Source organism: Pedobacter caeni (genome assembly GCF_900129215.1).
GTDB lineage: Bacteria > Bacteroidota > Bacteroidia > Sphingobacteriales > Sphingobacteriaceae > Pedobacter > Pedobacter caeni.
This window is the reverse complement of record NZ_FQUQ01000010.1, coordinates 99,675-115,318: the sequence shown is the minus strand read 5'-3', so window position 1 is coordinate 115,318 and position 15,644 is coordinate 99,675. Positions and strand designations below refer to the sequence as shown.

The 15,644-nt window shown below is 42.1% G+C and carries 6 protein-coding genes; 1 reads left to right on the top strand and 5 read right to left on the bottom strand.

The window, feature by feature from the left end; all coding sequences use genetic code 11:
* The 5 genes from BUC20_RS33155 to BUC20_RS33135 form a co-directional block, all read right to left on the bottom strand.
* Positions 1–1,014 carry a PorP/SprF family type IX secretion system membrane protein gene (locus BUC20_RS33155; protein WP_084529524.1) on the bottom strand — a complete coding sequence of 338 codons (1,014 nt, stop codon included), beginning with the start codon at positions 1,012–1,014 and terminating at the stop codon, positions 1–3.
* Positions 1,015–1,027: 13 nt separating this feature from the next.
* Positions 1,028–10,711, bottom strand: a complete 9,684-nt coding sequence (locus tag BUC20_RS33150) for a DUF7507 domain-containing protein (RefSeq protein ID WP_073239072.1) — start codon at positions 10,709–10,711, stop codon at positions 1,028–1,030.
* Positions 10,712–10,842: 131 nt separating this feature from the next.
* Positions 10,843–11,937 (bottom strand): helix-turn-helix domain-containing protein, encoded by a 1,095-nt coding sequence (locus BUC20_RS33145; RefSeq protein ID WP_084529522.1) that lies wholly within the window; start codon positions 11,935–11,937, stop codon positions 10,843–10,845.
* A gap of 9 nt (positions 11,938–11,946) precedes the next feature.
* A complete protein-coding gene (locus BUC20_RS33140) occupies positions 11,947–12,909 on the bottom strand; it encodes a helix-turn-helix domain-containing protein (protein WP_073239070.1) in 963 nt (320 codons plus the stop codon).
* A gap of 312 nt (positions 12,910–13,221) precedes the next feature.
* A complete protein-coding gene (locus tag BUC20_RS33135) occupies positions 13,222–14,100 on the bottom strand; it encodes a helix-turn-helix domain-containing protein (protein WP_073239068.1) in 879 nt (292 codons plus the stop codon).
* Between the two features lie 836 nt (positions 14,101–14,936).
* On the opposite strand from BUC20_RS33135, the gene BUC20_RS33130 reads away from it, so the two are divergent.
* Positions 14,937–15,638, top strand: coding sequence for a hypothetical protein (locus BUC20_RS33130; RefSeq protein ID WP_073239066.1), 702 nt, complete (start codon positions 14,937–14,939; stop codon positions 15,636–15,638).
* Positions 15,639–15,644: the final 6 nt, after the last annotated feature.

Here is a 15,644-nt window from a genome sequence, read left to right as displayed (position 1 = left end):
TTAGAAAAATCTTGGACTAAGTAAACGTTTGTCTTTTCCAGGGAAGGTCATACCAATGGTAATCTCATGTGTTCCATTCTGGATGCTGCTCAATTTGCTTGTGATGTAATCATATGAGTAACCGATTCTGAACCTTTCGCTCACGTAAAATTGTGTGATGGCCGATATAGAGTTCTGCTGGCTCAGGCTCTGTCCTTTAGTATAGTCCTTTTCCCATAAGGAAATGCCCGTGCGGTAGGATCCACCCAGCCAGAAGCGGTCGCCGAAGATGACCATGGCACTCAGATCCAGACTCGTGGGCCCTTTAAAGTCTTCTTTAACCAACAGACTCGGTCTTAACTTCGTGTCTTCAGACAGGTTCAGCAGGGTTCCTGCGATCAGGTAAAAATGGCGCTTACGCTTCAGGTTACCCGCCGGATTTGAATCCCATTTAAAGATCTCGTTGGATTTATTCCCCGAGAACATGTCCATCACAGAAGCTCCTACATACCATTTAGGACTGCTGTAATACACCCCAAAGCGCATGTCCGGAATAGAGCTGCTGATCTTCCCGATTGGCAATTCCCTATCGTCCGGATCTTTTGCCCTCAACTTGTTGCCATCCAGTCCGAATTGCGTTAATCCAAGGCCAATTCCGAAACTCAGGCGCTGTGTATCTTCCGCATCCAACCTCAGCCGGTAGGCATAATTTGCATAGACCGAGGTCGAAGATTGTGCACCTAGTTTATCAGCAGTCAGCTGTAAGCCCAAACCAATATTTTTGCGTGTTGGGTCTGCAACTCCATCAATAGAAAGCTGCCCCGTTTGGGGAGCTCCATCCAGTCCGCTCCACTGACTTCTTAAAGCCATTTGAGCGAACCATTCTTCTTTGTATCCTGCATAGGCAGGGTTAACACTCAGCGAGTTAAAGATGTACTGGGAGAACTGAATATTTTGCTGGGCCTTTGCCGGAAGCAACGCTGCAACCGTTAATCCAAATGCCAGTACTCCTTTTTTTATAATGTCCTTATTCATGATTTCTGATCAACTATCTTTTTATTAATACCCATCCTTTATAAACCTCCAGTTTGCTGTCCTTTTTCAATCGGATCAGGTAGTAATAGGTTCCTTCATTTAATCCCTCTCCGGTCCAGGTATTCCTGTAATTGCCATTGCGGTATACTTCATTTCCCCATCTGTTGAAGACGGTCAGTTCGGCACTATTGAATTCTTCAAGACCTACAATCACGAACTCATCGTTCTTTCCGTCGCCGTTAGGAGTGATCACATTCGGGATAAAGAAGCCTTTGATGGTGATGTTTGCTGTGGCTACATTAGTCCAGTTTCCGTTTGCATCTTTTACTTTGTAGGTAAAGCTGTCCTTTCCGGTGAAGCCACTGTTAGGCACATAAACTACGGTACCATCCGGGTTTTTCTTCAGCACGCCGTTTTTCGGCTGTTCAATGATTTCTACTGTTGGCCTTTCGAACGCAGCGCCATCCGTTTTATCATTGTTCAGTAAAGGAATCTCTACTTCTTTATTGAACGGTGTCTCTGCCACATCATCAATAGCCACCGGCTTAGAAGGACTAACCTCCACTTTTACAGTTGCAGGATTAGAAATCTGTCCGTTTTTATCGGTTACGGTATAGACAAACTCATCTGTTCCGGTAAAGCCAGGGTTTGGCGTATAGGTTACCGTTCCGTCTGGGTTTAAGGTCAATGTTCCATTTTTCGGCTGGGTAATGATCTTTGTACTTCCAGGAACGATCGGGCTGTTTCCAGGCTCGTCATTTTTCTGTACCTCAATTTTAACCGGTTTATTTTGCTCTGCTTTTGCAAGATCATCCTTCGCTACCGGTGGTTTGGCCAAAGGAATCACCGTTGGGTTATTATTTCCTGCATCTGTTCCGGATATTGCAGAGACCTCTTTGCCTTTAGGGTCTTTTGCAGTTACCGTTGCCTGGTTGGTTACTTTACCAGCGGCAATATCTGCAGCCGTAATGGTATAGTATTCCTTATGACTGATGCTTTCGCCCGGAGCTAAGGATCCCGGAACCGGAATTGCTGAGGCTCCCAATAAAGGATCGTTTAAGCTGATTCCTGTTAAGGTGGTATTTCCTGTGTTTTTGATGATGAACGTATATTCAATCTTATCGTTCAGGACAAAGGCACCTTGTTCGCCACTTCCTGTGTTGGTAATTTTCTTTACCAGGTTGATTCCGGATACCTGCTCCGTTGGGGTAACGGTACAGTCTTTACACCCTGGATCTACTGGTGCTCCCGGTACTGGTGAAGGGTCTTTTGACTCTGCATGTACATCTCCACCTTTAGGATCTTTACCATCTGCTTTGGCCAGGTTACTTACAGATCCTCTGTCCAGATCGGCCTGTGTCAGGGTATGTTTAGCAGTAATGTTTACTGTTGCATTCGGTGCCAGACTGGCAATGTTTGCCGGACTGATGCTTCCTGCATCTGCATTATCATCGGTAATGATGATATTTTTGAGGGTAACGTTTCCTGTATTTTTCAATACCAGTTTGTAATTGATCACATCACCTACTTTATTATGCGTTCCTGCAACAGCAGTTTTCGATAAGCTAAGTGCTCCTTTTTGATCTGTTGGAGTAATCGTACAATCTTTACAGCCTGGATCTGTTGGTGCTCCCGGTACTGGTGAAGGATCTTTCGATTCTGCATGTACATCCTTTCCTTTAGGATCTTTACCATCTGCTTTGGCCAGGTTGCTCACAAATCCTCTGTCCAGATCTTCCTGCGTAAGGGTGTGTTTAGCACTAATGTTTACCATTGCATTCGGTGCCAGGCTGGCAATAGTTGCCGGGCTGATGCTTCCTGCATCTGCATTATCATCTGTAATCAGGATGTTTTTGAGCGTAACGTTTCCTGTGTTCTTCAATACCAGGTTGTAATTGATCACATCACCTATTTTATTATGTGTTCCTGCGACAGCAGTTTTCGATAAGCTAAGTGCTCCTTTCTGATCTGTTGGAGTAATCGTACAATCTTTACAAGCAGGGTCTGTTGGTGCTCCCGGTACTGGTGACGGGTCTTTCGATTCTGCATGTACGTCTCCGCCTTTAGGGTCTTTACCATCGGCTTTGGCGATATTACTTACAAATCCTCTATCCAGATCCGCCTGTGTCAGGGTATGTTTAGCGGTAATGTTTATTGTTGCATTCGGTACCAGGCTGGCAATAGTTGCCGGGCTGATGCTTCCTGCATCTGCGTTATCGTCGGTAATGACGATGTTTTTCACCGTTACGTTTCCTGTGTTTTTCAATACTAAATTGTAACTGATGACATCACCTACTTTTTTGTGATCTCCTGCGACAGCAGTTTTCGATAAAGTGATGGCTGGTTTTTGATCTGTTGGCGTAATGGTACAGTCTTTACAAGCAGGGTCTGTTGGTCCACCGGGAACTGGTGAAGGATCTTTCGATTCTGCATGTACATCCTTTCCTTTAGGGTCTTTACCATCGGCTTTGGCCAGGTTACTTACAAATCCTCTGTCCAGGTCTGACTGTGTCAAGGTATGTTTGGCGGTAATATTTACCGTTGCATTCGGTGCCAGACTGGCAATATTTGCAGGACTGATGCTTCCTGCATCGGCATTATCATCCGTAATGATGATATTTTTCACTGTTACATTTCCTGTGTTTTTCACTACCAGGTTGTAATTGATGATATCGCCTAACTTTTGATGTGTTCCTGCAATAGCAGTTTTCGACAAGGTGATGGCTGCCTTTTGTACAGTTGGCACAGTTACTTCCGGTACTTTAGGGTTTGTCGGATCTTTTGGATCGGTAACTGTTGCCTTATTCACAATTGTTTCCACATTTGTTAAATCCGCAGCAACTTTTAGTGTTAACAAAACTGTTTTGGTTTGTCCAAAAGGAACATCGATGGTCCAGCTCACCTGGTTTCCATTTTTTGAACCGTTCTGATCAGCACGAACAAAGCTCGTACCTACCGGAAGATCATCCGTGATGGTTAGCCCGATCAGGTCTTCACCACCAGTATTGACCACATCAATCGCATACACCAATTCTCCTTCTGCAGGCACTTCTCCATTAACAAGTCCGGAAACTACCCTTTTTGCACTCGTAAAACTACGTTTTGCATCTGTAGGCACTTCCACCTCAGGAGTTACAGGCGTAACCGGTTTTGTCGGATCTGTAACTGTTGCTGCATTTTTGATCGTTGCAACACCAGTCAGGTTATCCGCCACCTTCACCTGGAAGCTCACTGTTTTGGTTTCGCCAAAGGCTAAATTAACCACCCAGTTGAGGGTACTACCTGTCAGGCTACCTCCAAGATTGGCAGTTCCATCAACGTAGGTGGTATGATTTGGAAGGTTGTCCGCAATGGCGATATTGGTCAATGCGGTACTTCCTGTATTTTTTACTTCAATGTTATAAGTGATGATAGATCCGGCAACAATCTTATTGTTTTGTAATCCTCCACTGATCTTTTTAATTGCAGTAAAGCTTCTGACCGGATCTGTTGGCACTGTTACTTCAGGAGTAACCGGAGTTAATGGTTTTGTCGGATCCGTTACTGTTGCTGTGTTTTTAATATCAGCAACGCCAGTCAGGTTATCCGCCACCTTCACCTGGAAGTTTACGGTTTTGGTTTCGCCAAAGGCTAAATTAACCACCCAGTTAAGAGTACTACCTGTCAGGCTACCTCCAAGATCGGCAGTCCCATTAACGTAGGTGGTATGGCTTGGGATGTTATCCGCAATGGCGATATTGGTCAAAGCGGTACTTCCTGTGTTTTTTACTTCAATACTATAAGTTAAGATAGATCCGGCAACGATCTTATTGTTTTGTAATCCTCCACTGATCTTTTTAGTTGCAGTAAAGCTTCTGACCGGATCTGTTGGCACTTCCACTTCCGGAGTTACCGGAGTTAATGGTTTGGTCGGATCTGTTACTATTGCCGCATTTTTGATCGTTGCAACACCAGTCAGGTCATCCGCCACCTTCACCTGGAAGCTCACTGTTTTGGTTTCGCCAAAGGCTAAATTAACCACCCAGTTGAGGGTACTACCTGTCAGGCTACCTCCAAGATCGGCAGTTCCATCAACGTAGGTGGTATGGCTTGGAAGGTTATCCGCGATACCAATATTTGTCAAAGCGGTACTTCCTGTATTTTTTACTTCAATGCTATAAGTGATGATAGATCCGGCAACGATCTTATTGTTTTGTAATCCTCCACTGATCTTTTTAGTTGCGGTAAAACTTCTGACCGGATCCGTTGGCACTTCCACTTCCGGGTTTACCGGAGGGAGATCTGGATCGGTTACTGTTGCGGTATTTTTGATAGCAGTAACACCTGTCAGGTCTTTTGCCACTTCTACATCGAAGTTTACGGTTGTGGTCTGACCAAAAGGAACATCAACCGTCCAGTTTAAGGTATTTCCTGTAAGTGCTCCTCCATGATCTGAGGTCTTATAAGTTGTATGTGCAGGAATCACATCAGAGATCCTGACTCCTGTTAAATCAGTACTTCCGGTATTCTTTACTTCAATACTATAAGTAATGGTAGATCCGGCAACGATTTTATTGTTTTGTAATCCTCCACTGATCTTTTTAGCAGCTGTAAAGCTTTTCACCGGATCAGTTGGCACTTCCACTTCCGGATTTACCGGAGTAGGTTTTGTCGGGTCGGTTACTGTTGCGACGTTTTTAATAGTAACGACACCTGTCAGGTTATCCGCAACCTTTACTTTGAAAGTTACGATTTTAGACAGACCCACCGGAACATCAACCAGCCAGTTTAGGGTACTTCCGGTTAACACACCTGAATTATCCGCTGATGCGGCAACATAGGTGGTATTGGCTGGTATGTTATCCGCGATTGCAATGTTTGTCAATGTGGTACTTCCGGTGTTCTTTACTTCAATGCTATAAGTGATGGTAGAGCCGGCAACAATTTTATTGTTTTGTAATCCTCCACTAACAATTTTTGTTGTCGTAAAGCTCCTGGTAGGATCTGTTGGTACTTCTATCTCTGGATTTACCGGAGGAAGGCCTGGACCCGTTACTGTTGCAATGTTTTTGATGGCAGTAACACCTGTCAGGTCTTTTGCCACTTCTACATTGAAGTTCACAGTTTTAGTTGTACCAAAAGGAACGTCTACGGTCCAGTTTAAGGTATTTCCTGTTAGGATGCCTCCGTTATCTGAGGTCTTAAAGGTGGTATGACCAGGAATCACATCGGAGATTTTAACTCCTGTTAAATCAGTACTTCCGGTATTCTTTACTTCAATACTATAAGTGATGGTTGATCCGGCAACGATTTTATTGTTTTGTAATCCTCCGCTAACAATTTTTGTAGTCGTAAAGCTTTTCACCGGATCAGTTGGCACTATTACTTCAGGATTTACCGGAGTTAATGGCTTTGTTGGATCGGTTACTGTTGCGATATTTTTTATTTCAGCAACACCTGTCAGGTTATCCGCAACCTTTACTTTGAAAGTTACGATTTTAGACAGACCCACCGGAACATCAACCAACCAGTTTAGGGTACTTCCGGTTAACACACCAGAATTATCTGCTGATGCGGCAACATAAGTGGTATTGGCTGGTATGTTATCCGCGATCGCAATACTTGTCAGTGCAGTACTTCCTGTATTTTTTACTTCAATACTATAAGTGATGGTAGAGCCGGCAACGATTTTATTGTTTTGTAATCCTCCGCTAACAATTTTTGTAGTCGTGAAGCTTCTGGTAGGATCTGTTGGCACTTCCACTTCCGGGTTTACCGGAGGGAGACTTGGATCGGTTACTGTTGCGGTATTTTTGATAGCAGTAACACCTGTCAGGTCTTTTGCCACTTCTACATCGAAGTTCACAGTTTTAGTTGTACCAAAAGGAACGTCTACGGTCCAGTTTAAGGTATTTCCTGTAAGGGCTCCTCCGTTATCTGAGGTTTTATAAGTTGTATGTGCAGGAATTACATCGGAGATCTTAACTCCTGTTAAGTTCGTACTTCCGGTATTCTTTACCTCAATGCTATACGTGATGGTAGAGCCGGCAACGATTTTATTGTTTTGTAATCCTCCACTGATCTTTTTAACAGCTGTAAAGCTTTTCAGGGGATCTGTTGGCACTGTCACTTCCGGGTTTGCCGGAGTTAATGGTTTTGTCGGATCTGTAACTGTTGCGATGTTTTTAATCTCAGCAACACCTGTCAGGTTATCCGCAACCTTTACTTTGAAAGTTACGATTTTAGACAGGCCCACCGGAACATCAACCAGCCATTTCAAGGTACTTCCGGTTAACACACCTGAATTATCAGCAGATGCAACAACATAAGTAGTATTTGCTGGTATATTATCCGCGATCTCTATGTTTGTTAATGTAGTACTTCCGGTATTCTTTACTTCAATACTATAAGTGATGGTAGAGCCGGCAACGATTTTATTGTTTTGCAATCCTCCGCTAACAATTTTTGTAGTCGTAAAGCTTCTGGTAGGATCTGTTGGTACTTCTATCTCTGGATTTACCGGAGGAAGGCCTGGACCTGTTACTGTTGCAATGTTTTTGATGGCAGTAACACCTGTCAGGTCTTTTGCTACTTCTACATTGAAGTTCACAGTTTTAGTTGTACCAAAAGGGACATCTACGGTCCAGTTTAAGGTATTTCCTGTTAGGATGCCTCCGTTATCTGAGGTCTTAAAGGTGGTATGACCAGGAATCACATCGGAGATTTTAACTCCTGTTAAATCCGCACTTCCGGTATTCTTTACTTCAATACTATAAGTAATGGTAGAGCCGGCAACGATTTTATTGTTTTGTAATCCTCCGCTAACAATTTTTGTAGTTGTAAAGCTTTTCACCGGATCTGTTGGCACTATTACTTCAGGATTTACCGGAGTTAATGGTTTTGTTGGATCGGTTACTGTTGCGATGTTTTTTATTTCAGCAACACCTGTCAGGTTATCCGCAACCTTTACTTTGAAAGTTACGATTTTAGACAGACCCACCGGAACATCAACCAGCCATTTCAAGGTACTTCCGGTTAACACACCTGAATTATCAGCAGATGCAGCAACATAAGTAGTATGTGCTGGTATGTTATCCGCGATCTCTATGTTTGTTAATGTAGTACTTCCGGTATTCTCTACTTCAATACTATAAGTGATGATAGAGCCGGCAACGATTTTATTGTTTTGCAATCCTGCAGCAACTTTCTTAATTGCAGTAAAACTACGGACCAGGTCTACAGGCACCACCACTTCAGGTGTTAAAGGAGTTGTAGGATCGATCGGATCAACCACACTGGCCACATTCTTAATTGATGTGATGCCTGTTAAGTCTGAGCCAACAGTTGTTGTAAATTTCAATTTTAGCTCTCCATTAGCAGGAACAGTAAGGTTGGTCCAATTAATTGTTGTTCCGGTTAGCGATCCGCTATGTGAAATAGCAGTGGCACCAATTAGTCCTGCCGGAAGTACATCACTGACATTTACGCCTGTTTTATCCGTACCGTTTGTATTTTTTAATATGATGTTATAAATCAGTACATCTCCTGCTTTTACTTTAGCCGGATTCCCTTCTATGCTTTTTGTAGCAGTGATTTTGTTGATGATAGTAGCTGTGTTATTTTTCTTGATGTTATTACAAGGGATAAAAAGGCCACTTAGCGGATCGTACTCCTTGCATTCAAAGTAAGGATCAGTTGGAGGGATATTTGGATCCGGGTTAGTGGCATCTATATCCGTCACATCTCTGGGACGCATAATTGTGGCCCATACCTCCATATTTCCGGAAACCATTGTTGACCCAACAGTTCCAGTGAAAACGTATTGACCTACACATCCGTTAGGCAATGTCAACGTAGACTTGCACAATCCCGTTGTAGGGTCGAAGACCACAGGAACGGTCTCTGTACCGCATGCCGATACATATTCCATTTTGGTCACGGTGAAACCTGCAGGCACTTTAAAACTAAAAGGCGCACCAGTTACATCACTTGGACCATTATTCTTTACAACAACAGTATATGCCAGCTCATCACCTTTCCCCACAATAGTCTTTGATGGGGTAATACTGGTCACTTCCAGATCTGCTACTTTTACCGCTACAGTAATATTTTTTGTTTCTTCCGCTCCAAGGATAAAAGACCAGGTATCCATTGACTTTTCATTACCAAAACTAGAGCTCCCTGTCCCGCTATTGCCACCACCGGAGCCGCCGCCATTGACATAAGTTCCCCATCTGTGACCTTCAGTACCTCCGCTTGAGGTTCCGTTTGGTAACACATTCTGGCTGGCATTAATAGGATTCGATTTTTCAGCAGCGGGTCCGGTTTGTGAAATATCAAAATCATTCCAATACACATAATCTGATTTAACAGTAGTATTGTCTATATCCAGCAATTGTAATTTGATCCCTTTGGGATTAATTTCCATATCAATGTATGGGAAGTGTACCTCCGCCCCCTGAAGCTGAACTACTAATTTAGCGGGAACTGAGCCACTAGGTAATAACTGTCCTGCACCGTCTTTTCCATCCCATAGCACTTTGTTGGTTCCGATAATGGCATTACCTTCCATTACTCTTGTGACAAAAAAATTAGGATTAGGCGCAGTGTAAGGACTTGAAATCGTAATTTTATATCTTCCTGAAAGATTCGCATCGAATTTAATATTTCCGCCTTTATTACTTACTTGCCCATCAGTCCCATCAACTCCGATTATACCGAGATTATCGACCTTTGGTTCAAGCCTGTTATTCTTTAACCAGGTTTGTTGCCCGGGAACGGCACCATTTGCGCTCAAAGGAAGATCATTTCCCGGACGTACATAAAATATTTTATGAGTGATATCTGATTGTGTATCCTCTGCTCTGGGATCCTGAACTAGAGCACCAAGGTCCTTTGATTTATCTAAACTTTTGTAAATAGGATCTCTTTTATTATCCAAAAACCCTTTATTATTAACGAAAAAGGTGAAACCAACTCCATTATTTCCATTGTTATCCACTTTATAGACGTAGCCGTCTTTCGTTAATACCTGCATCAGCCCATAAAAGCCGTTATTCTCTGCAAACGAGCTTCCACTGATGTGTAAATTGAGCACATTAGCATACACCCTTCCCGGTAACCAGGCTGTATTGGTTGGATTTCGAACAGATACATCCCAGGCAGCAATTAATTCAGTATTGCCCCCCTGAGTCCAGTTATCATCAGCTAAAACTGCAGTAACACTGGGTGTAGCTGTGCTGGTTTCACTTCCCGTAGGCAAGAACTCTATTTTCCAAATCCCTTCCTGGGTAGCATTCCTGCTAAATGCAGTGTAATAACTCCCTCCAGACTGGCCGTCAAATCTAGGTCCTGCATTTTCTTCCGTGCGACTAGCAATTTTACCAATCGCATCATTAGCAGAAGTACTCGTTGTTCCATCTGGAGCTGTTAGCCGTATCCTTCCATTACCAACACCCTGAGCACTGGAAGAGGCATAAATCACTTCTCCTGCTTTCAGATAGGCATAATGAACTCCTAAAGATTTAAACGGCCATGATGCCATTGAGCTTCCAGTAGTCCCCGTATAACTATTGCTATACAAAAAAGCCCGTCCCCCTGTTCTTTTTCCCTGAGGATAAAGATCCTTTGAGCCGTCTGCATAACTGTTAAAGTTAACTGCAAATAAAAAGCACATCAGTAATGATGCAAAATGAAAAATTCTGGTAAAGTGTTTCATGCGATAATTTTTGTCCCTATTCTGCGTTGTATCAGAATGGGCGCAAAGATGTATGAAACAAAGCCCTATAATGTGTCTGAAAAGTGGGAAGCACGACACGCCATTTAACTGGCACACCCGAAAAGAGGGTTTTACCCGCTATTTTGCTGGTCTTTATATTCTGAAGGTGTGCAGCCCATGTTCGCCTTGAAATAACGGTTAAAAGAGGTTTTGGAATTGAAGCCACTTCGGAAACCGATCTCTTCTAATTTAAAATCCAGGCTTTCATCTTTCAATAAAAGGCAGGCATAGTTCACCCGGAAGACATTCAGGTACTGGTAAAAATTTTTACCAATACGGACACTGAACAATTGAGTAAGGTGGTGTTTTGGGATGTTCATCAGACGGGCTAATTTCTCCAGTGTCATCTCTGCATCCAGATAGAGTTCATTGTCGGTCATCATTTTTTCGAGACGTAATTCGTAAGTCGCCAGAAGCTCCTCAGCAATTGCTGATTTCCGGTAAGGCAGGTTGTCTGCCTGGCTTTTATCTGCATATATGATAGGCTGCGACAGGATTTGTGTTCTAGTTTCTTTCAAAATCCTATCCACCTGATAGCGAAACGCGAAAATCACAACAACGAGCATCACAAAATAAACGATCATTCTGGTCAGAAAGGCGCTGACTTCCCCTCTCGGGAGTGCACCCGAATAACTGAGTGTTATGAATAATAAAGCCACGATAAAAACAAGGAGCAGGACACTAAAAACAACCTTTTTCCCTTCATGTGCGTATTGCTTATCATCTCTGTCATTGTAAAACAAAAGCAGCCCCGAATAGCTGATCATTGAAATTCCGACAAAAATATAGAGCCACCGAAGAATCTGCAGACAATATGCAGTCCGAAAGGCAGGAAGCAGCAAAAGCATCAGGTAAACAACCAAACCAATACCCACAGGTATCAGGTGCAGAACAACCCTGGTTCTGCCCGGCAATTTGCCGGAGAGGGCATAAAATGAGAAATAACAAAGTGGCCCATAGAGCAGACCAAACGGAGCCCCAATATCCACATAAGGCTTCAGGGAAAAGAACAATTCACACATCAGCACAAAAACCGCGTGAAAAAAAATGACCGCCACACCAACGTTAATCATCTGATCAGAAGGTCCTGCTTCTCCAGCATGGAAGCTCAGATACATCGTAGTCAACGACAACACAATAATGCAGCATACTATTGCTTCTATCATCTGGTCTTGTTAGAGGTTACGGTATTCAGATGGCGTACAACCTACCTGTTTTTTAAAATACCTGTTAAAGGAAGTTTTGGAGTTGAACCCACTTTTATAAGCAAGCTCTTCCAATGTCAGGTCTACCACCGACTTATTGATGAGCTTACAGGCATAGTCAATTCTAAAACGATTGACATAATGATAAAAATTCTCCCCCACCCTTACACTCAATACCTGAGTAAGGTGATGTTTAGGAATTCTTAACTCTTTGGCAAGGGATTGCAATGACAGTTCTGCATTCAGGAAAATCATCTGCCGGATCATAAGCGCATATAGTTTTTGCTCATAACTATCCAGAAGCGCTTCTGAAAGGGTACTTTTCTGATAGCGCTTAACTTCTTCTTTATCCTCCATCTCTGTTCCATTCTCTCCTGTCCCAATGGAGACAAAGCTATTGATCGTATATCGAAAAACAAGGAATACCATAATAAATAAGATCACGTAAATCAAACTTCCTACCGGAACACCATTCCTGTTATCTCCATAAAAGATGTTATTATAAGTAAAAATGATAAAAATCATGGCACAAATGAGCGCCAGAAAAGCGAGCAGCTGAACCAGTTTCTGCTGTGGCTTATACGCTCCCGCGCCATTTCCATGATTAAAAAAGAGAATATATAATGCATAAAAGAGCAAAAACAGTGTTTTTATCGTAAAATGAGAAGCCCTGATCCAGGGAGCATCAAACCATACGGGATAAACACACCGGAGCACATAAAAAATAATTGCCAATAGAAATGGCATCAGGTGAGCCGTTACTTTCCATGGACTAAACTTTCTATCCGAGATCGCATGTGCCGCAAAACACAGCACAGGACCATCAAGAAAGACAAAGGGTAAATAGAGAAGAAGATCCCCTTCCAGGGAAACCTCTTCGGCAGCAAACAGGTAAGTAACGTTAAGCAGGATACTTACCACCAGCAAGTTCATGATTTGCTGAAAAAGAGCATGGCTATTTTTTTTATAGCCAAGATATAACGTTACCAACGTTAATATCAAAATGCAGCAGAGAACGTATTTTACCATTTTTATATCATAACTCGTATCAAAAAAACATCCAATACCATAGTAAGGACATATTTTTTAATATATCCTGTCTCCATCTTAATCTTTAATTAATCTGTGGTGCCGGGAAGGCGCAATTATCCGCCCCAAAGATATTGTTAGAAAATCAAAACTTCGGGTCACTAGTGTGGGACATTAAACACCCCATGTGGGAGGAACGCCCCTTTTTGGGAAAAGTTAACTCATTAACTGGGTATTTTTCACCTCCCGATAATCAGAAGGAGTGAGTCCTGTTTTTTCCTTAAAGTACCTGTTGAAAGATGTTTTTGAATTAAATCCGCATTCATACGCCAGAGATTCTATCGTAAACTGGTCATCGGCCTTCTCCAGAATATCTATCGCGTGATTGATGCGGTATTCTGCAATCACCTGATAAAAGCTCTTTCCAAGGTGGACATTGAGGAGCTGGGAAAAGTGGTGCTTGGGAATATTAGTCTCCTTAGCCAGCAGCTCTAAAGAAAGGGTTGGTTTAAGGTAGATTTTTGAGTTCCTGAGGTGTTCATGTAATTTATGTTCGTAAACATTCAGGGTTTCTTCTTCCAGCGATGATTTAGCGTAACGCGAAGGCATGAACGCGGTATGGTCAGCCTGCAATTCCTTCTTTTGCAATAAAAGATAGCGGGACAAGAAGGCCATCAGCATCACCTGGGTACAATATAACAGCATCAAAGGATTAAATGCAAACTGAAGCCCTACCCCAAAAGAAGCGATCGCTAACAAGGCAACCATGAAGGCCCAGACCCCTTCAATGAGGATGAGCTGATTGATCAACCTGTCTTTTTCCGGATCAGCAGGAGGCTCAGTCCTCATTTTATATCCTACAAAAATGGAATAGAAAATTAAAGAAAGAGACAAGATCAAATGATGAAAGGAATTGATCTGTAAACGGCGGCTGTTCCATAACATCTCTTCGGGCAGACCATAGGTGAGCCTGGTATACAACAAGCTGAGCAACAGAAAAGGAATACAATGGATCAGGACCTGACTGGCAGAGATGCGTTTCTGTAGTGATGTGGAATACAAAAAATACAGTAAAGGCCCATACAAAAGTGCCATAGGACTTGCAATTTCATGGGGCAACCACTGGCTAATCAAATAATGATGCGTTAATTTATAGGTACAATGCAGAAAAGAAAGACAAAGGATAAGCCGAAGGCATTTGTTGAAATTATTCTGTGGTTTGCTTATACTGAGGACATACCCCACTATTAGAATATGAAAAACTATAATTAAGAGTATAAGTTTCATGATTTCGAGCGCAACATCTGATTTATAAGCAAACTTACACAATAATATTCAATGAGTTAACCATATTTATTTACATGGAAAGTCGCGCTTTGAAATTGACGTGCTCATCCACACGAATCAACGATTAAAACTCAACCTACGCAAACGGTTGTGCTAAATAAAACCTCTGACTGAATGCTGATAAGCTAACCCGGTTTTTACTTATAAGATATTTATCCAGAAAAACGCCTGTTTTCCCGGAAACCATTTTAGCCTGGTCAAAATCTCCCGACTCTTCTTATACCTGAAGCCAAATACCTGAATAATTCCTGGCATAAAATCCCTCATCCTCCTCAAAAGAACAAAATCTTTTTTTTTCGACATGAAGACCATCAGGTCAGAAAAAAGCCCGAATAAGCATCATTAACCATTTATATATCTGAATGTTAAACTAAAAAACAGCCTGAAAAATTAAATAAATCAGTCCAGTCATCAATGCCATTACAAATCTATATCGCCACAAAAAAACAGATCAGATTATCAGTAAGTTATCCACTAAAAGACCTCTAATGACATTTATTTGACACAACTAATTCTATTAAACCTACTTTTGCACCCGTAAATTTTACAGTTAATTAACATCTATTTAACAACAAAACACATTTATGAAAAAAGTATTACTATTTTTAGGTATGGCGATTTGCGGAGTAGCAGCAAATGCACAAGATTTCAAACCTGCTGCAGGTGACGTTACTACTGAATTCGGATTAACAGGTGGTATCAACAACACAGATTTCAAATTAAACGATGGCGCTGCTTTATTGCGTTTCCGTTATTTCAACAAAGAAAAAGTTGCTTACCGTTTGGGTTTCAATGTAAGCTCAAAAAATGAAAAAACCAATGCTTACGGAGTTGGTGCTAGCGACGGAAAAAAAGGTACTTATACTGAATCAGCAACTAACGTATTGATCAACTTAGGTATCGAGAAACATTTCACTGGTACTGATCGTTTATCTCCTTACGTAGGTGGTGATATTCTTTTCGGAACAGGATCAGCAAAAACTACTGCAGATAACACTACCGCTAAAGGTGCTGCTTATGTTGACGGAGTTTACAATGAAGTTAAAGGTCCAGGTTACGTATCTATCGGTCTTCGTGGAGTTGTAGGTGCTGATTATTATATCGCTAAACGTTTATATTTAGGTGTTGAAGCTGGTTTAGGTCTTGTTTACGAAAAAGAAGGTAAAACTAAAATCAAATCTACTGTTGCTGGAGTTACTACTTCAACTGAACAAAAATCTGCTGGAAGCTCTTTCAACATCAAACCAAGTGTAATCACTGGTGTTCGTGTTGGTTTCGCATTCTAAATAAAA

Bases quoted from the DNA above. Each gene is read 5' to 3' on its own strand.
- BUC20_RS33155 (WP_084529524.1), bottom strand. From the start codon at position 1,014: ATGAATAAGGACATTATAAAAAAAGGAGTACTGGCATTTGGATTAACG.
- BUC20_RS33150 (WP_073239072.1), bottom strand. From the start codon at position 10,711: ATGAAACACTTTACCAGAATTTTTCATTTTGCATCATTACTGATGTGC.
- BUC20_RS33145 (WP_084529522.1), bottom strand. From the start codon at position 11,937: ATGATAGAAGCAATAGTATGCTGCATTATTGTGTTGTCGTTGACTACG.
- BUC20_RS33140 (WP_073239070.1), bottom strand. From the start codon at position 12,909: ATGAACTTGCTGGTGGTAAGTATCCTGCTTAACGTTACTTACCTGTTT.
- BUC20_RS33135 (WP_073239068.1), bottom strand. From the start codon at position 14,100: ATGGCACTTTTGTATGGGCCTTTACTGTATTTTTTGTATTCCACATCA.
- BUC20_RS33130 (WP_073239066.1), top strand. From the start codon at position 14,937: ATGAAAAAAGTATTACTATTTTTAGGTATGGCGATTTGCGGAGTAGCA.